Here is a 25,121-nt window from a genome sequence, read left to right as displayed (position 1 = left end):
CTCGGATTAGGGATTCGTGGATCTTATTATTACTGCCTCCCGCTGTGCAGAGTTCCAAGCTATTTCGAACGTGGATTGGCCTATCGGGCGAGGACCGGCTACGTGTAGCGGGTCGTGAACAAGCATCTGATCTCTTGTTATTTCGACAACCACCACCGCGTGAAAGGCGAAGATTCCTTCGACGGGACGCAGGTCTATGGCCACAATCGGCCAGCCGCCGCTCCGGACAACGTCCGTTAGATCCTCAAGACCCCAGTCGATTTGATACTCGACGACCACTGGAATGTCTTTCAAACCGTTCGAGATCTGGTTAAGTGTCGTTCCGACAGCAGTGTGGCCACACCGATGCCTAATGTCCGCCTCACTCAGTGAGTGCCCGAGACCAGCGAGCACCATTCGCACGCACGCAGGAACGCAACTTGTTGGAAGCTCCTGGGGAAAGAGAGGCAGCACGCCTTATTCGCCCTCAGCGTTGATTTGGTTCAACCTTTTGATCAGCTCGTCGCGAGTGGGTCTACCAAGAAAGACTCCCGTAGCGGCACTGACATAAACATCAGCAACCAGCGCTACCATTGGCTTGGCTGCCGTGCTGAACCATACCGGAACGAGCCAAGCGAAGCTCTCTTCTACAAACGTGGCCTCGGCGGGATAAAGCGCGTCGCCAACATTCGTAAGCAACCACCGGCCAACGACCCGCCGGGCGGACTCGGCATCGGGCAAGGCCAGTGGCGGAGCGTGTCCCTCAGAAGCGGATCGTGTGTTCTTAGCGTTGTCCATCTTCAATGAGTCTCGCGATACGATTGGCTCATTCTAGCACAGAAGAACCGTTCTTGGGTTAACCTTGCAACCTCAGCCGCCGTCATTAACTGCGATGAATTTGCCGCAGCGACAACGGGTGGCTATCATAAGCGATGAACGACTCAGTGACTTTCCCGAACAGGAGACCGCAATGGATCACTCGGCAGGATTCCTGGAGCTTGTCAACGACGCGAAGAAACGCGTGCGCGAGAACACTCCCGAAGGCGTGCGGAAGAAGCAAGACGCCGGTGAGAGCTTCTACTTCGTCGATGTGCGCGAGGATAACGAGTGGCAGAACGGCCACGCCGCCGGGGCCATACACCTGGGAAAAGGAATAATCGAACGTGACATCGAGAAGGCCATCCCGGATCACGACGCCGAGATAATCCTCTATTGTGGCGGCGGGTTTCGCTCGGCGCTCGCAACGGATGCGCTCCAGAAGATGGGCTACAAGAATGTGATCTCGATGGACGGCGGGTGGAAGCGATGGCGCGAGCTTGGCTATCCGATTGAAACGGATTAGCGGTATGTAGTTCCGGGTCCCTGGTTCGGAGTTCAGGGTTACTCTCTTGAAGTGAACCGTCATCTACAGCGCGCCGGTCTCGACCTCTCTACTCATGACAAAGCGTAAGTACATTGCCGAAGACGAGGCAGACCACGACGGCTACGCCGATACCCAGTGTCCTGAATGCGACGCCACGATTAACGCCCGATTTCAACGCGGCCGCAGCCGGCGGCGCCTTCAGTGCCCTGTCTGCCGAAGCCACGTCACCGTATCGATCAAAGAAGAAGAAACGCCCCTCATTCAACTGCGTCGGGCGGGCGCCGAATGAGGCCAAATAGAAAGAGGGGCCAGAGAAATGGCTTCTGAACTTATCGAAGCGACCGTTGTAGACCAACCACACGTGATACTTTCCAAACGCCGGCGGCGGGTGGTTACGGCCGGCGTGATGCTCGGCATGTTCCTGGCCGCGCTTGAAGCAACCGTCGTCGGCACGGCGATGCCTACAGTGATCGCGTCGCTCGGCGGACTCGATCGCTATAGCTGGGTGTTCTCGGCTTACCTGCTGACTTCAACCGTGACCGTGCCGATGTGGGGAAGACTCTCTGATCTCTACGGAAGGCGATTCTTTTATCTCGTGGGCATCGCGTTCTTTCTCGTGGGCTCAGCGCTTTCGGGAGCTTCGCAATCAATCACCCAACTGATCGTCTTTCGCGCGATTCAAGGACTGGGCGCGGGTGCATTGATCCCGCTCAGCATGACGATCAACGGCGACATCTACACGTTGCGCGAACGAACGCGAATGCAGGGGCTCTTCAGCGGCGTGTGGGGATTGGCTTCGATACTGGGACCGTTGGCGGGTGGCTTTATTACGGATCACATTTCATGGCGCTGGGTGTTCTACATCAACATCCCCTTCGGTTTGGCTGCGGCTGTAGTGGTCGGAATCGCGCTGGTCGAGCCGAAGCAGACTCAGCGGCCGGTGATCGACTACGCGGGCGCGACGTGGCTGACGATCGCAATCACGCTGTTGCTGCTGGTGCTTGTCGAGAGCGGAGACCCGGCCGTCTGGGGCAATCCGCTGACGCTTGTCGCGGTTGCGGGCATCGTGATCTTCAGCGCACTGTTCATCTGGACCGAGCGCCGCGCTCGCGAACCGATTGTTCCGTTGTCGCTTTTCAGGAATCGCATCATTGCCGTCGGCTCGATTACAGCCTTCATGGTCGGCGCAGCGATGTTCGGCGCGCTGTCGTTCATCCCTCTTTTTGTTCAAGGCACGCTCGGCGGCACGGCGACCGAAGCGGGCGCGCTGCTCACCCCGTTTCTGCTCGGCTGGGTCACAATGTCGGTTATTGGCGGGCGATTGATGTTCCGAATAGGTTATCGGCCGACGATTCTCGCGGGGCTTTTCGTTCTGGTCGCCAGCTTTGGTGTCCTTACAACCTTCGGCAGGACCACCGCGCGCGCCTGGCTTATCGGTGACATTCTGGCAATGGGCATCGGAATGGGGTTGGTGATGTTTGCGTTGCTGATCACCGTGCAGAATTCGGTTAGCCGAGGCCAGCTTGGCATCGCGACGTCGCTCAACCAGTTTGCGCGTTCGATTGGTCAAACGGTGGGCGTAGCCGTGATGGGAACGGTGATGACCATCAGCCTCGCTTCACACATCGCCGAGATTCAGAACGAGAGCGGCTTGCCGGAAGAAGACGTCGCTCGCGTCGTTCACAATCCAAGCGCGCTGATTGACCCGATTGCTCGCGCGGCTCAGAAGCCTGAGTTGATCAAAGCGATGTCGGGCGCTCTAGCGGGCGCCTTGCACAACGTGTTTCTGACTGGTGTGGTGTTCGCAGTGCTGGCGCTGGCTTCGGGCTTCTGGCTTCCCGCGGGGCGGATAGAAGTGGAGACGGAAGCCGCTCGAGAAGCGGAAACCATTCCGCGCACCCCAGCCGAGTGCGAGCGGTTGTTGATGGCTGAAATGACCACGATCGATTCGGATAACGAACCGGCCATGGCTGAGAAGGATTAAGAACGAACATCAATCTGCTTCTGAGTCTCGTTCCTTCGTCGACATCCCACGTCGAGCCGTAGTGTACCTGGTGGGATGATTCTAATTTCCGTTTTGCTTGCGAAGTAAATCGAGAAGCATCGTAGGCCTGTCAGTCTTGATTGCGTCCACCCCCATCAGCGCCATCGCCTGAGCCGTTTCTGGGGCGTTCACCGTCCAGGTCCATACCTCGACCCCGGCCTTGTGCGCAAGCTCGACGATCTCGCGCGAGATTTTCTTGTACGACACAGAGATCGAGTGCGGCTTGAACTTGAGCGCTCGCTTGAGCGACTCCGGCAGTGAAACCGTGCCATCGTACTCGGGATTTATGTGAAGCTTCAAATGCGAGCCCAGGCCCTTCCGCAGTTTCTTTGCTGTGTCGAGACCCGGCGCTTCGAGCACGACTCGGTCCAGCGCGGGAAACGGCTTGAGGATGGCGATTGTTTTGTTGACCAGATCGTTGAACCTGTCGCATCGCTTAAGTTCGATGTTAAGCAGCCCGGATTGCACGCTGGACAGAAGCTCGCTGAGCGTAGGCACTCGCCTCCCGCCGAGGTCTTCACCTACCGGCACAAGCGTCTGTTTGATCAGCTCAGAATACGTGAGGTCCGAGACCAGACGCGTGCACTGGGGCGGCGCGAGCCCTTCCATTCGACCGAAGTACTGATCGTGATACACCACTACGACGCCGTCGCGAGTGAGTCGAATATCTGTCTCGATTCCATCGGCCCCTATCTTAACCGCCCGTTGAAACGCAGCGATGGTGTTCTCGGTTGACTCGAGCGCGCCACCTCGATGGGCGATGACCAAAGGTCTGCTGGTCCCGGATGCCGGCTTTGCGTTGGCCGTCGGCAGATTGTTGGTCGCCGGCCAGAGCGCCGCTAAAGCAAGCAGAATCGAAAGCGCAAAAGTTGATCGAAACCGAGCTTCACCTCGGTGGTGTGCTCTCATGCTATGTCCTGTGCTTCGAAATGCTTTTTCAACTTTTGATGAGTCGTCGCCAGATCTTCCGGCAGCACGCGGGTTTCGCCGACGATCGAAACAAAGTTCGCATCGCCGCTCCAGCGCGGGACTACGTGCAAGTGAAGATGATCCGCGACGCCGGCGCCTGCGCTCCGACCCAGGTTCATCCCGATGTTGAAGCCGTCGGGACGATATTCCGTCTCTAACGCAACCTGAGCCTGCTTCGCAAGCTCGATCATTTCCGTTGTCGTAGCTTCGCTGACTTCGCTCAGCGAGGCGCGGTGTTCATAAGGCACGATCATCAGATGGCCACTGGTATATGGGAAAAGATTGAGAATAACAAAATTCAGCAGCGCCCGGTGGACAACGTAGTTTGCGGTGTCCTGGCCTTCTTGTTCGAGCCGACAGAACACGCAGCCTTCCGTTTGATCAACCGAAGCTATGTACTTGTAGCGCCAGGGGCTCCAGAGGTGTTCCATTGTTGGTCCGTAGTCCGTGGTCCGTAGTCCGTGGTCCGTGGTCCGTAGTTCAGTGGTCCGGAGTTCAGTGGTTCGTAGTTCACTGTTGGAACTTGCTGTTGCCAGCAGATCGATTGCCGACGCTGGCCTATTGATGGCCGACTACGGACTACGGACCACGGACTACGGACTACGGACCACGGACTACGGACTAATCATTTCCAAAGATACTCGAACTGAAGAGTCGAGCCAGGCGGCTGAAGCGTGTTGTTTGAAATCATTTCGCCGACGTCGGTTGATGTAAGCAGATCAAGAATCGAACCCCGCCGCGGCCTTGGCGGCGTGACGATTTGCGGTTCACCCTTGATGCCCACGAGCTCCGCAGTAGCCTTCAACACCGCGTCGTAGTTGCCGAGCCCATCGATCAGCTTTTCGCGAAGCGCTTCTTCGCCTGTGTACACGCGCCCATCCGCGAGCTGTTTTATTCGTTCGCGCGTTAGTTCTTTGCGGCCATCGGCCACCGCGCTGACAAACTGCTCGAACATCTGATTGATCAAGTTTTGCAGATATGCGCGCTCTTTCGGCGTGATCTCGCGTGTAGGTGAGCCGACATCCTTGAGCTCTCCGCTCTTGATCACCTCCGGTTGCATCTGAGCCCATTTGAGCAGATTGCCGTAGTTAACCCACTCGGCTATCACCCCTATCGAGCCGGTGATCGTTCCCGGGTTGGCGTAGATCTTGTCCGCCGCGCAGGCAACATAGTAGCCGCCCGACGCGCCGACCGAACCCATCGATATCACGACCGTCTTACCCTTCTCTTTGCGAAGCCACTTGACTTGATCGGCTATCTCTTGCGAAGCCGCGACTCCGCCGCCCGGCGTGTCCATACGCAGAAGTATCGCTCTTACCCGCGAATCGTCACCGTACATCTTGAGTTGTTCATTGATGGTCTTCGAGTTGAAGATCACACCCTCCAGGTACACGACGGCAATGCGATCACCGCCCAGACCGACGAATCCGCCGTCGCGCGAAAGCAGCAACGCCGCGAGCAGGATAATCGCGACGAAAACGACAAAGCCGAAGCCGGCAACGATCAGGACGGTTGTCAGACTAAATCTCTTCATACATGTGTTCCCATAAACAACGACGCGACCCAGAGCGTGTCCGGGTGTGTTGTGTCACCCGGACTCTGGGTCGCGTAACTACCGAAGTGTGATAGCCGCGAAGCCACATCTTCTCGATGAATTGAAAATTGACCGCTTACTCTTCGTCCTTCTTCTCCGAAGAAGCAGTCAGCAAATTAGCGATGTCGCCCAGCGTCGCCATGCCCGAGCCGGTCTCGTGATAAGAGCGCACGTCTTCGGGATCATTTTCCTTGCCCACGGCTCGCGCGGATAATCCGATCTTCTTCTGTGCCGGATCAAGTTTGAGTACTTTGAACGGAAGCACCTGCCCGATCTTCACCGCGTCCTCTGGCTTCTCGACCCGCGAGTCGCTCAATTCTGAAACATGACAAAGGCCCTCGATGCCTTCCTCGATCTCGACGAACGCGCCGAAGTTCGCGAAGCGCACAACGCGCCCCTTGATCACGTCGCCCAGTTTGTGCGTATCGAAGAAACGATCCCACGCGTTGGGCTCGAGGTCTTTGATCGAAAGACTGAGCCTTCGCCCGTCAACGTCGATGTTGGTTATTACCGCATCGACTTGCTGGCCCTTCTTAAGCACGTCCGACGGATGCTTGATTCGCTTGGTCCACGAAATGTCCGAGACGTGCACCAGACCGTCTATTCCGTCTTCTATTTCGACGAAGGCGCCGAAGTCCGTAAGCGAGCGGACCTTGCCGGTCACCCGCGAGCCGACATGATAACGAACCGGCAGCGTCTCCCAGGGATCAGCGGTGACCTGCTTGAGGCCGAGACTTATGCGGCGGCTGTGAGGGTCTGCTTCGAGAACCACCGCTTCCACCTCCTGGCCGATCGATAGCAGCTTAGACGGATGCTTCAGTCTCTTCGACCAGGTCATCTCGGTCACGTGGACGAGCCCTTCTACGCCGGGTTCGATCTCAATGAAAGCACCGTAGTCGGTCAGGCTGACGACCTTGCCGCGAACGTGCGAGCCTTTGGGAAAGCGCTCGGCCACGCTCTGCCACGGATCGGGCAGAAGCTGTTTGTAGCCGAGCGAGATGCGCTCCTTCTCGCGGTCGAACTTGAGCACCTTAACCTGGATTGAGTCTCCGACCTTGATTATGTCATTAGGCGACTGGATGCGGCCCCAACTCATATCAATGATGTGCAGCAGCCCGTCGATGCCCCCGAGGTCAATGAACGCGCCGTAGTCGGTGATGTTTTTGACCGTGCCCTCAAGCACCACGCCTTCTTCGATGTTGCCGAGCGTCTCGGTTTTCTTTTTGTTGGAGACTTCCTCCAGCACCGCCTTGCGTGAGACAACGACGTTACCGCGTTTGCGGTTGAGTTTTATGACGCGGACTTCGATCTCTTGCCTGAGGAAGCCTTCGAGATTGCGCACCGGCCGAATGTCTATCTGGGAGCCTGGAAGAAACGCCGGGACACCGTCGAGGTCAACGTTGAGTCCGCCTTTGATGCGCTCGACCACGCGGCCTTTTATGGTTTCGTGGGTCTGATGAGCCTGACGGAGCCGCTCCCACGATTGAACCTGCATCGCGGCTGCGCGCGACAGAATGGCGTAGCCGTCCTGGTTCTCTAGGCTCTTGATGAGCACGTCGACTTCATCCCCGCGCTTAACGGTCAGGTTGCCCTGGCGATCGATAAACTCCTCGCGCGCAACCACGCCCTCTGACTTGTAGCCGATGTCCACCAGAACGTTTTGATCGGAGATGCCCACTACGATGCCGCGTACAATCTCGCCTTCCTGGCGGGACGCCGCGCTTTCTTTCTCGTAGGTCTCGAGCATCGCGCTGAAGTCTTGTGCGCCGCTCGTCTCAGCGTCGCCAGTGTGTTCCGGTGAAGCGGCAGTTGCCGTTTCGCTGTTTGTTGACGCGCTGTTTGGTGACGCGGCAGTTGCCGCCTCACTGCTGGGAGCCGTCTGGTTTGTATCGGCCGCAGCGCTTGGCTCAACCGCTGCGGTGTCTGGGCCGGTGTTCTCCTCAAGCGTGACGGTCTCTTCTTTGGCGCTGTCTGCCGCCGCGCTAGCACCGGACTGGTTTACATTCTCTGTCGCCATTAATCGCTACTCCTCCCAAACTCCCGTATTGAATTCATCGGAATGGTGTCACCGGACCGATGGAACTGTTTTGCCTCATAGTATGCTTGATCGGCGTTTAACCTTCAAGCCGTCAGGCAGGTATGAAGTCCGAGTGTCAACGCCGTCGTGAGGAGAGTCTTTGCGCGGTTGCGCTGCGAAGCTACCTTAAGAATGCCGACGCCCGGCTCACCCATTATGCAAGGTGAGCACCATCACTTCGGCTCAAGGTCTAGCTGATGCTGCGGAACTCTCTTGCTCCGAGAGAACGGGGCAGGACTCTGAGTACACGCGCCTGTGTGTTCCTCGCTTCATAATGCTTTGCGGCAAGGCTGAACTCTACACTCTCGGTTTAGGTGTGTCAAGCATTGCACAATCGGCAGCGCCGCACCGTCGAAGCACCAAGCGCGGGTTGCAATCAGAGTGGGGATTGCTTGTCTTAACTCCTTCGGAGCGTCCTGTCTTTAGCAACGGGGACGGCAGCTTCTGACGTTAGTCACAATTCCGGCGGGCCCATTCTACCTTACCGTTTGCGGTCGGCCACGAAGCTGAGCGAAGAGTGTTGGACGCGATGAGCCTCCTGACCAAGGTCCCTCTCACCGGACCTAAATGGGTACATTCTTTCTACTTGCGGTGAATATGGGCTTAAGGTATACTTCGCGACCTTACTACTCGTTGCGAGTTTCAGAGCACGTCGGAGGCCTTAGTGGAAGCCGCGAGTGCCCGTGGAACTCATAGTTACCTGAGAATTCATGACGACTACGCACTCATATCGACAGGCGGCCCGCCAAGCTACCCGGGGCGATCTCTCTTTGTCAGTCAGGATGGCAGCTCATCGGCACCCTGAGTAGCAGTCAACCTGAAGGAGAGTCCTCTGTTTTCGATCTAGCCCTCCACGGTCACAAAGCAGGCAGTACCGACCGTGGCTTTACAAATTGAGGTCTGTATTGATGGTTCGTTTGGTGTTCCGGTCCGTGCTTGCGCTCCTGGTTTCGACTGCCTTTAGCGCTTCAGCTCGCACTCATTCACACAATCAATCCGCCCCATCCAATGGGCGGGCCGGATATTCGCTGATCCTGGTTGACGCAAGTTCAAAAGCCGGGCTTGCGGAAGCCCGCGACTTCATCACTTCTCAAGGCGGCAGTGTCGCCATAGTCCTTCCGCCGCACGCAATAATGGGATGGCTCAGTCCGGAAGCGGACTCGCGAATTCTGGGACGTCACGGGATACGCTCGATTCACCGATCACCTGTCGGTCCCGCGCCCTCAGGCTTCACCGACCGCGAAACGCAGATAGCGATCAACGCGTTCAACGACATTGCATCTGGGCGCAGCGCTAAACGCCGATCGCGTGAATCTGAGCAGCAGGTTGGCCCGGAAGCTGGGCGGCCAGGAATGGTCGAGTGCGCGCTTCCTCATCCACCCGTCAATAAGGATGAATTCATCCGCAATCTCAGAATGCTCGGCGCCGAACAATCCGTGCTCGGCATTCAGTCGACCGTCACGCCTCAATACTTCAGTAACAGCGATGTGATGGATGGCTCTGTTGCGGTAGCCGTCTTTCTGGTCGAGAGTACGGGTGGCGTCGATCCGGACCTCTACTCATGGTCACAGGCCGATCAGAATTTTGCCGCCGCGCAAGTACTCGACGGGCTGAATTGGTGGGTCGAGCAATCGCGAGCGTTCAACCTTTCGCGCCCGCTGCAGTTCACGGTTGTAGTCTTCGACGCCAACAACCCGGTTTGCCGCGTGCCGTATGAGCCGGTGCTGCGGCCCGGTAGCGACGCTCCTATCTGGATCAACCAGATAATGAGCAATGTAGGCGCCTCGGCCGGCAACGTTTTCGAGCGCGTCGCCGCGTTCGACTGGGCGTTCAGGGATCAGAACCGCGCCAACTGGGCATACTCGATGTTCATTGCCTACAACCCGGCGCCGACTCGAAGCTCATTCACCGACGGGCGCGCGTCCTGGGCCTATATCGGAGGTCCATACACGGTTAGCCTTTTCCGCAGCTTTGGCTGGCAACTCTCACGAATAGCCGCGCACGAAACCGGTCACATCTTCTATGCCTGCGACGAATACTTTCAGCCAGGGTATCAGGTATGCAGTTGCACCTGTGCCCCGGAAGTCAGACCCGACGCGCTCAACGGAAACTGCCAGGACCTCGCTTGCACTCGAACTTCCACCGATTGCATGATGCGGCTCAACGAGTTGGCCCTTTGTCCGTTTACGGTAGCCCAGATCGGCTGGACGTCAGCCGTCCCCAAGCCGGCGCCAACAGCTCCGAGTGGTCTGGTCGCCGGCGCGACCTCGCCCACGCAGGTCGCCGCGGTGTGGCAAGATACATCGGGGGTCGAGGATGGATTTCAGATCGAACGCCGCGGGGGATCGAGCGCGGAGTTCAGCCAGATCGGGGTCGTTCCAGGCAACACGACCACCTTCATCGACGGCAACGTACTTGCCAACACGGCTTATGCCTATCGGGTGCGGGCGTTCAATGGAACGGGCACATCGCAGTACTCTAACGAAGCCGCGGTTATCACGCCCTCCACCACGCCGGTGCTTACGATCGGCACAGGAGATTTGCCGGAGGCGACCGTTGGCGTGGCCTATAGCCGGACAATGGCGGCAGTCGGAGGTAAGCCCGACTTCTCCTGGTCGATTGAGAGCGGGAACCTACCGCCAGGTTTGGCATTAGGACAGGCCGGTTCAATCTCCGGAACGCCCTCAACCGCCGGGACCTTCAACTTCGTCGCGAAGGTGACAGACAGCAACGGCAACTCTGCCACCAAAGCGCTGACCCTCATAGTCAAGTCCGCGGCGCCTCTGACGATCACCGCCAACCAGTTGCCGAGGGGATCTGTAGGCGTGGCCTACAGCCAAAGCATCGGAGCATCTGGAGGTCAGACCCCTTACACGTGGTCGATTCAGTCGGGAAGTCTGCCGGATGGTCTAACGCTCAACCAGAGCGGCATCATCTCAGGGACGCCGGAGCGTTCGATGGCTGCAAGCTTCGCACTACAACTCACCGACGCCGTGAGCGCAAGCGTCTCAGCAACTCTTTCAATCACTATCAACCCGGCGACTCTGGTGCTGGCCATAGACACCAAGTCTTTGGCAGACGGCGTTGTCGGCGAAGCCTACTCGCAAACCCTCGCGGCTTCCGGGGGCACCTCTCCTTATAAATGGGACCTCACGTCGGGAAGTCTTCCAGACGGACTGCACCTTTCAGACGCGGGCGTCATAGCGGGCACGCCGACCACGCCGGGCGAGTTGACACTCGAGGTGCGAGCAACTGATCAGAGCAGTCAATCAACCACAACGACGTTGTCGATTGACGTGGACCCTCCACCTGAGCTGACCATTCTGAGCCCCGGCGCGCTTCCGGTCGCAGCATTGGGGGTGCCCTACCGGTACGACCTCAAGGCGACTGCGGGCACTGCACCCTATAGCTGGGTCAAGAAGAAGAAAAAGAAATTTGGTGCGTTCCCGGATGGGATAACACTCTCGTCGGACGGCATACTATCTGGAACGCCGACCGCTCAGGGCGTTTCCAATTTCACCGTGTTAGTAAGCGACTCTGCCGACAAGCAAGCGTCCAAACCGCTGACGCTTGAAGTCGGTCCGCCGCCGCCCCCGCTCCTAATAAGGACCGAGTTCCTTCCGCAAGCATTGCAGGGTATTTTGTACAACGCCGCGTTAGAAGCGTCCGGTGGCCTCGGGCCGTACACCTGGACCATAGACACCGGTGCACTACCGGACGGCCTGACCTTGAGCGGCGACGGTAAGATCTCCGGCCGGCCGTCAACGGCAGGCGCGACTTCCTTCGTGGTCCGATTGAAGGACTCGCTGGGCACTTCCAGCACGAAGTCTCTTTTCCTGCTCGTGACCCAGCCGCCCCCGCCGCTGGTGATCCAGACAGTCTCGCTTCCCGAAACCACGGCAGAACGGGTCTACTCCCAGACGCTTCAGGCAACTGGCGGCGTACTGCCTTATACCTGGAGCATAGCGAGCGGAAGTCTGGGAGCCGGATTGAATCTCTCGGCGGGCGGGACAATCTCGGGTACGCCTGTATCGCCGGGAACCAGCGTCTTCGTAGTGCGTGTGTCAGACTCCGCTCAACAAACCGTAACGCGCACGCTAGCAATCACCGTCAAGCCCGCCGATAAGCTAGCGCCCTTCGGCGCGCTCGAGACACCCGACTTCCGCGCCACGTTGAATAACCTCGCGAATGGCAGCGGATGGGCGCTCGACAACGTAGGTGTTGTTCAGATAGACGTGCTCGTAGACGGACAGAAGGTTGGCGAAGCAATCTACGGTTTGAGCCGTCCTGATATTGGAACCAGTTGGGCCACCTTCCCGAACGCCTCGCGTTCAGGCTTCGGTTTCCAGATAGACACAACGAAGTTTTCCAACGGCGACCACACAATAGCCATACGATTGCTGGATGCCGCCGGTAACACTACGGTGGTGGGCGCGCGCCCGATCGTGTTCCAGAACCAGGTCTTCACGATCAGCACCAATGACATCGCGAAAGGAAAGAAGGGTGAACGCTACAGCTTGCAGCTTGGCGCGACTAACGGAAAGCCGCCCTACTCTTGGACACTGGTATCCGGCTCGTTGCCTTCCGGCCTCTCACTAAACGCGGCCGGATTGATCTCAGGCACTCCCACGGTGTTTGGGACTTTCCCGTTCGTCGTTCGGGCAACCGATTCAATCGGCGCTATAGCCATCGCCAGCTTCACGATCACTATCGTTCCTGACATCGAGCCGCTACGAGTTGTCAGCAACGGTGATATCGAACAAGGTAGCACCGGAGTCGTCTATTCCGTCCAGCTACTATTCACCGGAGGCGTACCACCGCGCACGTGGATAATGAATACCGGCTCGCTACCGCCTGGGCTCACGCTCGGCACCACCGGTCTTATCACAGGTGTTCCGACCCAGGTAGGGACGTTCAATTTTACGGTGCGTTTGACTGACTCCACCCAGACGACCGTCACTTCTCAGCCGCTCCGAATCACGATCGTTCCTGGGCCGTTACAGATACCCACGAGCGGTGATCTGACGAAGGGCACAGTCAATGTGTTCTATTCCTTCACGCTTCAAAAAGCGGGCGGGCTTTCGCCTTACACCTGGGCGCTTGTCAGCGGCGCGTTGCCAACGGGGCTCTCGTTGAACCCAAATTCCGGGGTTATCTCCGGCACTCCCACTGAAATTGGTACGTTCCCATTCACCGTGCGGTTGACGGATTCACAATCGCCGCCCGAAAACTTAACGTCCGGCACGCTCAGGATCATAATCGACCCCCCGCCATTGATCATTTCCAGCATCGGAGACCTGCCCGGAGGCAAGTTGAACACCGACTACTCGAACCTGCTAGTGGCAACTGGCGGGAGGCCTCCTTACACGTGGGCCCTGGCGAGCGGGGCGCTCCCAACCGGACTGACGTTGAACACGGCTACGGGAGTGATTTCGGGCAAGCCTACCGCAACCGGGCTCTTCATATTCACGGTGAGGGCGACTGATACCACGCCCACCACAGTCACGTCTTCACAACTCAGGATAACAGTGTTGCCTTGAGCGGGAATGCTACGGGCTTCGCCCGGTGAAGCTTGCAAGCATGATGGCGATCGCGTCCAAGTCCTCTCGCGGCGAGGTCGGCGCGGCGCGCTGAGCCTGGGTCCCGGAAGCTTCCCGGAGCGCGGCTGATCGTTCGGCGTTGTAGTAGTTGTTGAGCATGATAGAGAAAGCCAGGCGCTCGCCGGCCGCTGTCGTCACGTAGCCAGAAAGCGTGTATACATAACGAAGCGAACCCGTCTTAGCGCGCACGTTGCCGGTCGCCGCTGTTCCCTTCATTCGGTTCTGAAGCGTCCCATCCACGCCGGCCACCGGTAACGAGTTCCGATAGACGTCGGCCCATCGACTACGGCTCATGTAGGCAAGCAGCGCGACGGTCGCTTCGGGAGTAATAACATCTCGCCGCGAGAGGCCCGATCCTTCTTCGAGCAAAACGTCGCCCTTCCTGATGCCGACTCGATCCATGAAATCATTTAACGCTTCGATGCCCAGCTCTTCGCTGGTCTGCCCGGCGCGCTGATCGTTCGCGATTTGAGGCGGCAGCGGAAACTGTGAAGCTCTCCTCGAGCCACCCGGGGCGACGGTTCCCGGCATGCTGCTTCCAACCCACTCGCCGAACCGAGTCTTCTCTCCCACTTGAAGCAGCAGCAACTGGGCATAGAGGTTCTGCGAGGGCTTCAGCGTCTCGCGCACGATATCGCCCAGCGGCATTGACTCAACTGAGCCCAGCTCGATCAACTTTGCCAGATCGACTGGCGTAACCTCACGATACTTCCAATCGATCACGCGCGTTCGACCCGTGATAACAATCCCGCGCGCGGCGAGGGCATCCTTGAACAGGCTCACGAACAAGCCTGCGGGATTGTGAACCGCAATCGCGCTGTAATAACCGGTGTTGCTGTCAATAGGAAGACGCCCCGAAACGTATATGAAGTTTTCACCAACCGGACGATAAACCACGATGCGAGACTCAGTGCCTTTGAGTGCGGTCTGAGTTCGATTGATCAATGTGACAAACGACGTCGGCGGGCCGGTAGTGATCCGGCACGGCATGCCCACCCGGTCAGCCGGCTTTACGAACAAGTCCAGTGAGTTGTCGTCTATCGTGAGCGCCGACACCTCGGCGCCGTAGTAAGCTTGAAGATCGTCCCACTCCCATCCGGATCCGAAAGGCGGCCCTGCGAAGTAGCTCTCATCGCCGACGAGGTCGCCTTCGATGCGCCGCACTCCCGCATTAACCAGTTGCGCGATGAGCGGATCGAGTCCCTTCATGTAGTCGCCGCCATTCAATCGCGCAGCCATCGTAGGATCACCTCGGCCGTATACAATCAAGTCCCCCTTGAGCGTGCCTGAGGCGTCCGGCCTCGTGCTTGAGTAGAGCGAAGTCCGTATTCGAAAGTCGACGCCGAGCCGTTCAAGTGCGAGCGCCGAGGTGTATAGCTTCGCATTCGAGGCTGGATTGAAATACTTCTGCGGGTTGTGTTCGAAGATCGTCTTCGCAGTATCAAGCGAAAGCACTTTGACGCCCCACGCAGCGGGCGCGAACCTCGGCTGCGCGATGTGAGCTGCGATGCGCGCGCGAAGCGAATCGAGTGTTTCAGGCTGTTGCGCGCCGGTCTGCCGCGGACTAGCGGGGTCGGGCGTCTTGCTCTTTGATGGCGTCGCCGCAACGCTCGTCAAGCCCACTGAGTGCAAGCAAAGGAGCAAAGCGACCACTGCGCGCTGAGCAGAAACATCTTTCGTCGCAGACCGGATCATCGATTCACCTTTAGGAACTTCTCGACTGGGTCTTTGACAAGGTACAACTCTGGAGGGAGCAACCGCAACTTGCCTGCCGGCTAAATACCGACGAAAGTAAAACGGCTAACAATACAGTTGACTCACCGGCTTTCGAACGCCTCTCCCAGAATAAAAAGTGGCCATCCGAGCGGATGGCCTTAAAGCCAAAATCAAACTATAATGGGCGGATACTACCCAGCTCGATATCACTTGTCAAACTAGGCTGACCGCTGTAGGCGCGCTTCCTGTATTTGGAGGGGGTGAGATCAAAGTATCTCTTGAAGTGGCCCACAAAGCCTTTCCTATTGCCGTAGCCTACTAATGCCATAATTTGCTTAATGCTCAGGAAGCTCATTGCCAGAAGATGACGAGCTTTTTCCAGTCTGAGTCTTATGAGATATTCCCCTGGTGATAGTTTGGTTTCATTTTTGAAAAGGCGAGAAAGGTGAGACGGGGACAGATTTACTACCTTTGCCAATTCGCTTAAAGACATCTTCCGCTCAAGGTTTGTATTCATGAAGTCGATCACGGTCTGAATTCGTAGATTGCCAATCGTGTTTTCCGGGGCTTCTGGTTCAACGACACCTTCGTATTCTCCTTCAACCGGTGGCAGCGGGATCGCAACGGTAGAGCGCCGCTTTCGTTTTGATCTGACCTCCGACAACGTGTCTTGCCATTCAGGATAATAGCGGGTAAGAGGCGATGCGATGACTAATGAAGAAACGTTTTCCGCCTCCTGCAACCGGCCCACTTCTGACAACTCAACTGCGTAAGAGTTCAAGCAGTCAAGGTAGACATTCGGCGGCGCAAACCTGATGAGAGGCAATATTCTTTCAACGTCAGCGATTGCGGATTTGTGATACCCCTCGATGGATTTCAATGTTGTGATGCCTCTTATTGCTTGGAGGCTGGCGGGGCCTAGACCCTCAATTCTGATCGTTTGTTGGTAGAAGTAAAACGCAGAATCAAAGTCCTTCTTGTGAAATGCTAATGCGCCTAGTGAAAGGATGGACTTCACCTTGTAAGGGTCGGGTGCCCGATCAACAGCAATTTCGAATAGTCTTCTGGCTTCGTCTTGATCTCCGTTTCCCATACTGTTAACTGCAACAGCTAAGAAAAAGCCGCCAATTGCTTGATAGCGTTTGATTGGAACATTGGAAAGAAGTAAACCGATTTCCTTTACTTTGTCGAACTGCCGCAATGAATGTGCTTGCTCACCCACCCGGATAAGGCGATTGCCTAATTGCTCATAGTTACCCGTGCCACTCAACACTTCCTGATAGAATCCAGCATATTTCGCTAAAGGAGTGAACATGAAAAGACTACTTTTTGTCGCTTTGCTCATGTTGTGCTTGTCCTTTCCTGTATTGGGAGGGCACACAGTAGCGGGCGATTGGTGTCAATGCTCCGCGCCAGGCTGTCTTTGTGAGCCAGGCGAACAGTCCATCAAGCCAAGCACGGACGGAGCCTTGAGGAAATCTACTCAAGATGTACCTATTGATTTCGATTTGGGTTCAGAGACGCTGTTAGTTTTAGCTGTGCTGCTTCTGATGCTTAGATACAAACCCTAAGCCTAAGCGATCGGGCACAACTGAAGCATTTCTCGCTCTCGCGGCGATTAAGTATCTGTGTGTCGCGTCGCAGTGTATCACACAACACGAAAGTCGCAAGCGGGAAAGCGGGTTTGGGCAGGTATACAATCATGCTAATAGGTATGCAATCATGCTGATTAAGCCGCTAACATTTCATTGAAGCTCCGGCGTGAGGCCTGATTCCATCGCCGGCGGAACTCTGATGGAGCAATGTTGCCGTTCAGAGAATCCGCGCCGTAGCCCGAAGCTTGTGGGTCGCGAGAGTAGTAGTCTAAGCGGAAGGGTCATCCGATAACGCGGCATTATGTTCGTCGAGGCCAGCGCGCGTGCCACTCAAAAAAGCCAGTGGCACTTGCGCTGCTCCGACAACATAATGCGCGTTGAACGAAACCGCTACGCGGTAGCAGCTACAGTGTTCGTTCTCGCTTTATGCGTCGCAGAGCAGGCCTTGGTTGCTGACCTTCCTGCTTCGCTTTTCAATCCTCGCCCTCGCCCCCTCGCACGACTTCGACCATTTCTTTTAGAGACCCCTTCCTGAAAGATATTCTCTTTCTTGGCAAAACTCTCGTTCACGAAAGGAGCCTCTTTATGGAATCTCTACGTCAGACTGCGCCGCCAGGTCAAACCACAACTTTGCGGCAACGTATGCTCGAAGACATGATCGTCCGCAACTTCTCGCCAAACACCCAGCGCGCCTACGTCGATCGAGTCGCCCAGTTCGCTCGCTACTTCCGGCGCTCTCCCGAACTGCTCGGACCCAAACACATCCACGCCTACCAGGTCTTTCTCGCCCAAACCAAGAAAGCCTCCTGGTCCACCTTCAACCAGGCTGTGTGCGCTCTCCGATTCCTCTACCGAATCACTCTGGAAAAGGACTGGGTCATCCGGCACATCCCTTACCCCAAACAGGAGAAAAAGCTCCCGGTTGTCTTGAGCCTCGAGGAAGTCATCCGGTTGTTTGACGCAATCGGAAGCCTCAAGTACCGCGCCATCTTGATGACTGCTTACTCGGCCGGGCTTCGCGTCTCTGAGGTTGTCTCCTTGCGGGTCTCCGACATCGACTCCGGGCGAATGGTCATCCGCATTCAGCAAGCCAAGGGCCGTAAGGATCGCTACGTGATGCTCTCGCCCCGGCTGCTGCTGGTGTTGCGCGAGTACTGGAAGGCGGCCCGCCCCGCCTTCTGGTTGTTCCAGGGGTCTGGGCCTGACACTCACATAAGCACTCACTCGGTCCGCGACGCCTGCCGCAAGGCTGCCAGTTGTGCCGGCCTCACCAAGCACGTCACTCCGCACACGCTTCGTCACTCATTTGCCACTCACTTGCTTGAAGCCGGCGCCGACGTGCGGACGATCCAGATTCTGCTCGGTCATCGCAGTCTGCGCACCACCGCCGTGTACACCCATGTATCGGCTGATACGTTGCGGGCGACGCCAAGCCCGCTCGATCTGCTGCCTGATTCAACCCGGCCGTAGGGGGCTGCGATGCCCAGGCCAAGGCTGGAAGTCGCCGACGTCTTTGGGCGGCACGGCGCGTCATTCCTCGAAGCATATCCGGCCTCCCGAACGCAGCGGCGCACGATGCGAGCGATCCAGCAATGCCGCACCGCCACGTTGGGTGGTCACCTGGATCAGTGTGACTCTTGCGGTCACATTCGCCCCTCTTACAACTCCTGCCGCAATCGGCATTGCCCCAAGTGCCAGTCACTGGAACGCGACCGATGGCTTGCCGAGCGTCAAACCGAGCTCTTGCCTGTCCACTACTTTCACGTCGTGTTCACTGTCCCGGACCACATAGCGTCTATAGCCCTGCAGAACAAGCGAGTCGTCTACAACATACTCTTCCGTGCGGCGGCTGAGACGCTCCGCCGCATCGCCGCTGATCCCAAGCATCTGGGCGCCCAGATCGGATTCCTGGCCGTGCTCCACACCTGGGGTCAAACTCTGTTGCACCATCCTCACATTCACTGCGTGATTCCTGGCGGCGGCATCTCGCTCGACGGCTCGCGCTGGATCGGCTGCCGCCCGAAGTTCTTTCTCCCTGTCAAAGTCCTTTCCCGCTTGTTTCGCGGCTTGTTCCTTCACTACCTCAAGCTCGCCTTTGACAAAGATCAGTTGAGCTTTCACGGACAACTCGCTCACCTGTCTGACAACTCAGCGTTCGCTCGGCTGCTGGGCCTGTGCCGCAACAATAAATGGCACGTCTACGCCAAGCGCCCGTTCGGGGGACCGGCTCAAGTGCTCAACTACCTTGGCCGGTACACTCACCGCGTGGCTATCTCAAACAACCGCTTGCTGAGTTTGCAAGACGGCAAGGTCGCCTTTTCGTGGAAGGACTATCGAACTGGCAACGCTAACCGAACCATGACTCTGGCCGCTTGCGAGTTCATTCGCCGGTTTCTGCTCCACGTGTTGCCCGACGGCTTTGTCCGAATCCGTCACTACGGCTTGCTGAGCAACTGTCACCGTAATGAGAAACTCGCTTTGTGCCGCCAACTCATCGCGGAGTCACAACCAGTTGAAGATCTCTCCGCTGAGCCTGTACCTACAGAACGCCTGGCTGGTGATTGGAAGAAGAGATATGAGCTGCTGACCGGCGAGTCTTTGGAGATGTGTCCCCTCTGCCACAACGGGCGAATGCTCCGCGTCCAGCTACTTGAGCCCGGCGCTCAGCTTGCCAGGCGATTTCAACCCGAGGTCGTCGATTCATCATGACCGCCAGCACTTCCGGCGACACCTTGCGACTAGCAACGGCTCGGGTTCTCGCGCGGGCTCAGCAGAGGTGTGCGCGTGTCCACTTGTATCCACCTATCTTGGGAGTTGAATCTTGTCTGGGAAGGCCCTCTTACTTCTTCAACGTGGAGTTTCTCTGCCGGTCCCAACCTTGTATCCTCAGCTCACAAACTCGAGAGGCTCTAGCACGGCCCAAATACGAGGTTGGCAAACGGCTCACAACCGGCCAATCCCCATAGCCCGTCTGAGGTTTCGGTAGCCCGTCCGCGGTTTCCTTCAACAGATTCTATCGGAGGTGCGCGCCAGTTCTCGACTCCGGGAGTAGCTTTGTTACCGCAATCTTCGGGCGGCAAGGCGCGCACCTCCGATAGAATCTTATGGGTTATCGTACGCCCCGATATCTTCCTCGCGCTTGCGGCGGAAACTACACCGCCGCCGCGCGCTCCGGTTCCCCACCCCCGGCGCGCCACTCCGGTCGCCCCCCCTCGAAGGGGGGCTCGCGCTGGAAGGTTGTTGACCCGTGGCTTTTTCTTAAGGCCACTAGGCTTCCGCTACTGCCAGACTAGTGAGTGACCTTTAAGCTAGCAGGCTTAGATTGCAACACGCCGTTTTCCATTGCCCACACTTTCAGACCAGATGGCGCAAACTCACGCGGGATGGGACTGTGATACCGGACTGTCGCTTTATAAATACCTGGCGACTTAATCCCATCACCCCGTAAGTCTAACAATCGCTCTCTCTCAACGGATTCACCTGGACGGATTGTGATGAAGTCTTCTGCTGGGAATGGAGGATGGTCGAGAGCATCTTCCAGAAACCTCCGCTCTCCTAGTTCACCTTGAACTACGGAGATAGAGATCGTGAAGCTAGAGGAACGCCCCCAGCCCATCTTTTTATAGATCGCTATTGGCGATTGGCTCACGTTTCTCAACTTGATCTTCAACGTAGGTGTTTCATCCAAGCGGAAGCTTTCTTTATCAAGCTCGACTGAAAGCTGCAACCCATCTTTGGTGTCCGACGGTTCTGTCTTTCGCACATCACGATGTTGATTCTTCGCCATGACGCTGACCATTAGGGTCACTAAGAGAGCAGCCAGAGAAGTGCTATTTATGATCTGTCTCATGGTTATCACCTACCTCCTTACTTGTTGAGCCCGGGCGGACGATGTGGGGTCTTTATTCTGTCCCGGAGATACTTATCATAGCCATCCGGACTCCTGGCGTTGCCCCCACTCAGTTTTCGATACAGGCCTAGTTGATATCTAATCGCTCTGCGTTCGTTGAGGTCGCTCCGTGCGTCTGTCCACTCTGTTCCAAACCTCGCTGCGTAGGCTCCGATACTCTGTTTGTAGTCCCCAACGTGCTTACCCTCATGGCCAATCTGAGATGCAAACACATCTGCACTCGCAGACGTTATCTGCGCCGTGAGAAACGTTCCCGTGCCTAAATCGACCCCCTCATTACTCAGCCGGGAAGAATCCACACCCTTAATGCCTTCTGCATAGAACCGGTCACCTGGTTGGACACCCTGCCCGACGGCTGCTACCGCAGTGATGTTGCCGATCATCTGCTTATCCGTAGCGGTGAGGCTCTTGGCGTTCGCATTTATCTCACTAGCAGAAGCCTGCGCATTCTTAAGGACTGTGTCCCGATACGCTTTCGATTGCCCCGTTGCAACATAGACCGTCACATTGTTGCCGAGTATTTTGACCTGCCCAAGGACCTCAAACTTTATTGTGCGAGCCTTCTTCTTTTCCTCTTCAGACTGGTTAGCAGGTTCATTCTCCCCTCCGGTTGGATCTATGTACTTCAGCGGGTTGTTGTACGCATAGCAGTATCGATGCCAGCTTTGGGGATCCTCAGGATCACCGCTTTCTAGCAGCGGGTCGACTGAGGTGAACCGGCCCTGCGCACTTCCGTAGTACCTCATGCCGAAGTAATCCAGCCCCGATTCATTGTCTCTTTCTTTTTGGGTGAACTTCTGCCGAACGGTGTCCGCAACGTAGCCCTGCCCCGCAGTTCGACCTCCAACGCCGGCTTGAATCTCTTCGCCAAACGGCAGGTAGTCATGACGCGGGGTCGTCCCGTCTGACTTCATCACTACGCGCGTGCTACCCAGGTGATCGCTTGTCAAATAACTTGTTCCGCCGCCGGACGGAGTGCCAGATGTGTATTCAGCTATCAACTGACCGCCAGCATTATACACGAACACAGTGGTCCCACTGCTGTCGATTTTCTTCACTCTGTGGCCATCACCATCGTAGTAATAGTAATTCGTCGCCTGCCCGGTCTTGGTGTACTGTGTCTGGCGGTTCTCCGCGTCATAGACGATTCCGTTCACAGGAGTCGTTGGGTCCGAAGTCAGATTGCCAGCATTGTCGTAGCCGTAGTTCTGTCCACCTGCGATGCGATTCGTCGACTGGCTTATTGTCGGATTCGGGCCAAGCACGTTACTGGTCGTGTTCACTACATCGAAGTTCCGATTTCCAAAGCGATCATAGGTGAACGCCTGCTTCCACTGCTGACTACCCGCGCAGGTCGTCCCACTGTGCTCATCGGCCGTAGACAATCTGTTCAACGAGTCATAGCTGTAGCATTGGGTCAGCGTCAGTCCGGGCGCAGCGATCGTCTGCGAGAGAAGGTTTCCGTTATTGCTCGTGGTTCCATATCCATGATCCAGCTTCAGAATGCTCGAATCCGTTCCAGATGTACCTAAGCCTATCTGCGTCGGCTGCAGTCTGTTATTGAAAGTCGCGTGCTCCCACTTGCCATTCCCGAGCTTCATCGCGCTGATCGGCCCGTGCGCCGCATACTGAATCCGATTCGTATCATCACTCGCTGTCGCTCCGGCATAGTACGAAGTCCCGCCTTGATTCTTCAGGCCAGCGATTCTGCCTCCCGTGTCGTATTCAGTCTGCACTACTCTCCCCGAAGGGTAAGTCTCGCTGGTCATCTCGCTCGCCAGATTGTAGACGTAGCTGAACCCATAGTCCTGCGAGTCCGTCTGCTGATAGCTAAGATTGACGCGGCCAAGCTGATCATAGCCCTGATAGCTGCCTGCGCTCGTGCCGCCATAAGTGACGGCAACCAACCTGCCCGTAGATGACCCGCGAGTGTAAGAGGGCGCTCCGGTGGGCAGCGACTGACTGTCGTATTTGTAAGACACTGCCGGAGTGTCATTTGAGTACGTCCGGCTGGTCACGCGATTCAAAGCGTCATAGGCATAAGTCGTCGTGATCGAGCGCGCATCGGTCTTCGTCTGCAAATTGCCATTGTTGTCGTAGGTATATTGCACGTGCCCGCTCTCAGGATTCGTAGCATCTGCTAAGCGCTTGAGTGAGTCATAAAGGAAGCTGCGCGAGGACTGAGTGCCTTGTGTGACCGTCACCAGATCATCGAGCACGTCGTAAGCATAAGAGGTTGATTGCAAAGGCTGTGGAGGATTCGCCGTGTTATCGAGATTGCCGCTCGAGTCCGGCTCATCAACTCTGATCAATCTGCCGAGTCCATCAGTGACACTGCGGCGCTTCTTTCCCGCTTGATCGGTCACCGTTGTCGTGTTGGCCAAATAGGTTGTCGTCACTACTGCAGTGTCCGCAGTCGTCACCGTCGTTACTCGGCCGAGTGCATCGTAAGCCGTGTCAGCATAACCATAAGTTCCGTCACTCATAGTCCGATAAGGATTGTTGCTTCGCGGCTTTGTTTGGCTGGCATCTTCCGCCGGGCAACTCGAGACATGCGGCGAGCATTGCCTCACTTCTGTCACTCGCAGATAAATAGAAGGTGTGACGTAACACGTGCAGTAGAATTCCCGATTAGGCTGGACCATTCGTTGGTTGCTTAGTCTGGCCTCAAGCGTCGTAACGTTCTTGATGCCATTCGATGTCCTTGCTTCGCTGCTTTGTCGAGCCAATGACGGGCATACTTCTTACTCCGCCGCAGACCTTCGCCCTCCATGTATGCTATGCCAAGATTATACTGAGCCTTAGCATCGCCGTGACGAGCTGCTTTTTGTAACCACCTGACTCCTTCTCTTAAATCTTGCTTGGTCCCTAGACCCTCAAGGTACGCCACCGCCAGGTTGGTTTGTGCGCATACATCACCAAGTTCAGCACCTCTTTTATATAGAGAAAGTGCTTTTCGTAAATCAACTTTCACTCCCAGTCCTTTTTCATAGAGGAGTGCGAGATTGAGCAATCCTTCTTTGTCGTTATTACTCGCAGCTCTCTTGTACCAAAACAAAGACGATTCAATATTCCTTTCCACACCCAAGCCAAGTTGATAGGAATTACCCACAAGATTCTGACAATGCGCTTCTCCAGCTTTTGCAGCTTCGAGTAAGCAAGGAAACGCTTTTCTATAGCTCTTCTTCTTTCCTTCCCCATAGAAATATTGCTGTCCGATCTCAGCCGCTTCTTCTTTAGAATTAGCCATAATTTTAGCCTGCCTGCTGTTCTTGAATTTGTCCGCCGATTTTGGCATCGAGCTGATTCTCAGTTCTCACGATCCTGTGGGCGCTTTGGCACACGGGGCTTAAAGTTAGGCGGTTTTTTAGATCCAGACGGTGGTTTCGTATGTTTATCATGATGTCTCTTGTTTGTTTTGTGTTCTTTGTCTCGTGGCTTATCAGTTGGCCTTGCCATTGGAATCGGAGCAGGACGAGCCATTGGTTGAGATTGCGGCTGAGCCTGAGGCTGTGCTTGGGGCTGGGCCTGCGGTTGGGTCTGAGTACTTACTTGAGGCGGAGCCAAGGGCGGAATCGTAGCATCCGGCTTTGGCGCAGGCTCGGTTCCTATCCACTCGCGTACTCTTCTAACCCATCCCCATTCTCTTATGTCTCTAATTATCGGTATGCCTTGGCCCCAATCTCGAAAGCTTCCTTCGGCCTCTATGACCTTCCTCGCTAGAGCTTCCGCCTGATCAGATGGGATGGTAAGCGGTGGGGCTGGTGGACCGACTCTCGACCCACCGTGCTCTCGCTGCTGTGGGTCCGGATCAAGCGGGTCATGCCCGTCTGGGTCCACGTACCGAAGTGGATTGTTGTAGCAGTATTGGTACTTGTTGAGCGACTGCGGATTGCGAGGGTTAGCGTAGAAAGTCGGGTTTACTGATGCCTGGTCCGCGAAGTCGAACAGTTCGTCAGGCCCGCCTGTAAATTCATCCGGGCTAGTGAACCTTCCCTGTGCTGACGAGTAGTACCTCGCAAGGAAGTAGTCCAATCCCGACTCACTGTCTCTTTCTTTTTGGGTGAACTTCTGGCGAGTCTTATCGCTCGACCCATATCCAGTCACCAATGACCGGCTACCGTGATCTGAACCGATCTCCTCGCCAAACGGCAAGTAGTCGTACCGAGCTTTGACGACGCCGCTCGAATCGGTCACCACTCTGGTGCTGCCAAGGTGATCGCTTGTCAAATAACTTGTTCCGCCGCCTGACGGAGTGCCAGATGTGTACTCGG

The 25,121-nt window shown here is 56.5% G+C and carries 18 protein-coding genes; 6 read left to right on the top strand and 12 right to left on the bottom strand.

From position 1 onward, the window contains the following. Positions 1-6: 6 nt before the first annotated feature. Positions 7-453 (bottom strand): cysteine peptidase family C39 domain-containing protein, encoded by a 447-nt coding sequence (locus AABO57_25925; protein ID MEK6289166.1) that lies wholly within the window; start codon positions 451-453, stop codon positions 7-9. Between the two features lie 3 nt (positions 454-456). Then, on the bottom strand, positions 457-777 hold the full coding sequence (locus AABO57_25920) for a hypothetical protein (GenBank protein MEK6289165.1): 321 nt from the start codon (positions 775-777) through the stop codon (positions 457-459). A 172-nt stretch (positions 778-949) separates the two neighbouring features. Between AABO57_25920 and AABO57_25915 the strand changes: the two genes are divergently transcribed. From AABO57_25915 to AABO57_25905, 3 genes are all read left to right on the top strand, one after another. Further along, entirely contained in the window at positions 950-1,321 is a 372-nt protein-coding gene (locus AABO57_25915; GenBank protein ID MEK6289164.1) for a rhodanese-like domain-containing protein, read from the top strand. 94 nt (positions 1,322-1,415) lie between these two features. Continuing rightward, positions 1,416-1,631, top strand: a complete 216-nt coding sequence (locus AABO57_25910; protein ID MEK6289163.1) for a hypothetical protein — start codon at positions 1,416-1,418, stop codon at positions 1,629-1,631. A gap of 27 nt (positions 1,632-1,658) precedes the next feature. Then, a complete protein-coding gene (locus tag AABO57_25905; protein MEK6289162.1) occupies positions 1,659-3,326 on the top strand; it encodes an MDR family MFS transporter in 1,668 nt (555 codons plus the stop codon). An 81-nt stretch (positions 3,327-3,407) separates the two neighbouring features. On the opposite strand, the gene AABO57_25900 is transcribed toward AABO57_25905, so the two are convergent. The 4 genes from AABO57_25900 to AABO57_25885 form a co-directional block, all read right to left on the bottom strand. Next, positions 3,408-4,295 carry a glycerophosphodiester phosphodiesterase gene (locus AABO57_25900; protein ID MEK6289161.1) on the bottom strand — a complete coding sequence of 296 codons (888 nt, stop codon included), beginning with the start codon at positions 4,293-4,295 and terminating at the stop codon, positions 3,408-3,410. Then, positions 4,292-4,786 (bottom strand): HIT domain-containing protein, encoded by a 495-nt coding sequence (locus AABO57_25895; GenBank protein ID MEK6289160.1) that lies wholly within the window; start codon positions 4,784-4,786, stop codon positions 4,292-4,294. Before AABO57_25895 ends, AABO57_25900 begins: the two co-directional genes overlap by 4 nt. A 194-nt stretch (positions 4,787-4,980) precedes the next feature. Beyond that, entirely contained in the window at positions 4,981-5,889 is a 909-nt protein-coding gene (gene sppA, locus AABO57_25890; protein MEK6289159.1) for a signal peptide peptidase SppA, read from the bottom strand. A 136-nt stretch (positions 5,890-6,025) separates the two neighbouring features. Then, positions 6,026-7,966 (bottom strand): 30S ribosomal protein S1, encoded by a 1,941-nt coding sequence (locus AABO57_25885; protein ID MEK6289158.1) that lies wholly within the window; start codon positions 7,964-7,966, stop codon positions 6,026-6,028. Positions 7,967-8,934: 968 nt separating this feature from the next. Here AABO57_25885 and AABO57_25880 point away from each other — a divergent pair. Then, complete coding sequence (locus tag AABO57_25880; protein MEK6289157.1) at positions 8,935-13,566, top strand: putative Ig domain-containing protein; 4,632 nt, start codon at positions 8,935-8,937, stop codon at positions 13,564-13,566. Positions 13,567-13,575: 9 nt separating this feature from the next. Here the strand turns inward: AABO57_25880 and dacB are convergent, their stop codons facing one another. Together dacB and AABO57_25870 are read right to left on the bottom strand one after the other, a co-directional pair. Beyond that, positions 13,576-15,321: a D-alanyl-D-alanine carboxypeptidase/D-alanyl-D-alanine-endopeptidase gene (gene dacB, locus AABO57_25875; GenBank protein ID MEK6289156.1), complete on the bottom strand. Its 1,746-nt coding sequence runs from the start codon at positions 15,319-15,321 to the stop codon at positions 13,576-13,578. A 196-nt stretch (positions 15,322-15,517) separates the two neighbouring features. Then, positions 15,518-16,687, bottom strand: coding sequence for a helix-turn-helix domain-containing protein (locus AABO57_25870; GenBank protein MEK6289155.1), 1,170 nt, complete (start codon positions 16,685-16,687; stop codon positions 15,518-15,520). Positions 16,688-17,522: 835 nt separating this feature from the next. Here AABO57_25870 and AABO57_25865 point away from each other — a divergent pair. Then, positions 17,523-18,407, top strand: a complete 885-nt coding sequence (locus tag AABO57_25865; protein ID MEK6289154.1) for a tyrosine-type recombinase/integrase — start codon at positions 17,523-17,525, stop codon at positions 18,405-18,407. Between the two features lie 9 nt (positions 18,408-18,416). After that, positions 18,417-19,646 (top strand): IS91 family transposase, encoded by a 1,230-nt coding sequence (locus AABO57_25860; protein ID MEK6289153.1) that lies wholly within the window; start codon positions 18,417-18,419, stop codon positions 19,644-19,646. 580 nt (positions 19,647-20,226) lie between these two features. On the opposite strand, the gene AABO57_25855 is transcribed toward AABO57_25860, so the two are convergent. The 4 genes from AABO57_25855 to AABO57_25840 all read right to left on the bottom strand — a co-directional run. Continuing rightward, entirely contained in the window at positions 20,227-20,787 is a 561-nt protein-coding gene (locus AABO57_25855; GenBank protein MEK6289152.1) for a hypothetical protein, read from the bottom strand. 17 nt (positions 20,788-20,804) lie between these two features. Next, positions 20,805-23,333: an RHS repeat-associated core domain-containing protein gene (locus AABO57_25850; GenBank protein MEK6289151.1), complete on the bottom strand. Its 2,529-nt coding sequence runs from the start codon at positions 23,331-23,333 to the stop codon at positions 20,805-20,807. Between the two features lie 170 nt (positions 23,334-23,503). Then, on the bottom strand, positions 23,504-24,145 hold the full coding sequence (locus tag AABO57_25845; GenBank protein MEK6289150.1) for a tetratricopeptide repeat protein: 642 nt from the start codon (positions 24,143-24,145) through the stop codon (positions 23,504-23,506). Between the two features lie 11 nt (positions 24,146-24,156). Then, the coding region (locus AABO57_25840) for an RHS repeat-associated core domain-containing protein (protein ID MEK6289149.1) at positions 24,157-25,121 on the bottom strand (965 nt) is incomplete at its 5' end.

Source organism: Acidobacteriota bacterium, assembly GCA_038040445.1.
GTDB lineage: Bacteria > Acidobacteriota > Blastocatellia > UBA7656 > UBA7656 > Onstottus_A > Onstottus_A frigus.
The sequence above is the reverse complement of the archived record's forward strand: the minus strand, read 5'-3'. Positions and strand labels throughout refer to the sequence as shown.

What these genes read in the sequence shown, in the direction of transcription:
- AABO57_25855 (MEK6289152.1), bottom strand. Translation starts at nt 20,787, where the DNA reads ATGAGACAGATCATAAATAGCACTTCTCTGGCTGCTCTCTTAGTGACC.
- AABO57_25905 (MEK6289162.1), top strand. Translation starts at nt 1,659, where the DNA reads ATGGCTTCTGAACTTATCGAAGCGACCGTTGTAGACCAACCACACGTG.
- AABO57_25895 (MEK6289160.1), bottom strand. Translation starts at nt 4,786, where the DNA reads ATGGAACACCTCTGGAGCCCCTGGCGCTACAAGTACATAGCTTCGGTT.
- AABO57_25910 (MEK6289163.1), top strand. Translation starts at nt 1,416, where the DNA reads ATGACAAAGCGTAAGTACATTGCCGAAGACGAGGCAGACCACGACGGC.
- AABO57_25845 (MEK6289150.1), bottom strand. Translation starts at nt 24,145, where the DNA reads ATGCCAAAATCGGCGGACAAATTCAAGAACAGCAGGCAGGCTAAAATT.
- AABO57_25920 (MEK6289165.1), bottom strand. Translation starts at nt 777, where the DNA reads ATGGACAACGCTAAGAACACACGATCCGCTTCTGAGGGACACGCTCCG.
- AABO57_25850 (MEK6289151.1), bottom strand. Translation starts at nt 23,333, where the DNA reads ATGAGTGACGGAACTTATGGTTATGCTGACACGGCTTACGATGCACTC.
- AABO57_25900 (MEK6289161.1), bottom strand. Translation starts at nt 4,295, where the DNA reads ATGAGAGCACACCACCGAGGTGAAGCTCGGTTTCGATCAACTTTTGCG.
- AABO57_25880 (MEK6289157.1), top strand. Translation starts at nt 8,935, where the DNA reads ATGGTTCGTTTGGTGTTCCGGTCCGTGCTTGCGCTCCTGGTTTCGACT.
- AABO57_25865 (MEK6289154.1), top strand. Translation starts at nt 17,523, where the DNA reads ATGGAATCTCTACGTCAGACTGCGCCGCCAGGTCAAACCACAACTTTG.
- AABO57_25885 (MEK6289158.1), bottom strand. Translation starts at nt 7,966, where the DNA reads ATGGCGACAGAGAATGTAAACCAGTCCGGTGCTAGCGCGGCGGCAGAC.
- AABO57_25915 (MEK6289164.1), top strand. Translation starts at nt 950, where the DNA reads ATGGATCACTCGGCAGGATTCCTGGAGCTTGTCAACGACGCGAAGAAA.
- AABO57_25870 (MEK6289155.1), bottom strand. Translation starts at nt 16,687, where the DNA reads ATGAGCAAAGCGACAAAAAGTAGTCTTTTCATGTTCACTCCTTTAGCG.
- sppA (MEK6289159.1), bottom strand. Translation starts at nt 5,889, where the DNA reads ATGAAGAGATTTAGTCTGACAACCGTCCTGATCGTTGCCGGCTTCGGC.
- AABO57_25860 (MEK6289153.1), top strand. Translation starts at nt 18,417, where the DNA reads ATGCCCAGGCCAAGGCTGGAAGTCGCCGACGTCTTTGGGCGGCACGGC.
- dacB (MEK6289156.1), bottom strand. Translation starts at nt 15,321, where the DNA reads ATGATCCGGTCTGCGACGAAAGATGTTTCTGCTCAGCGCGCAGTGGTC.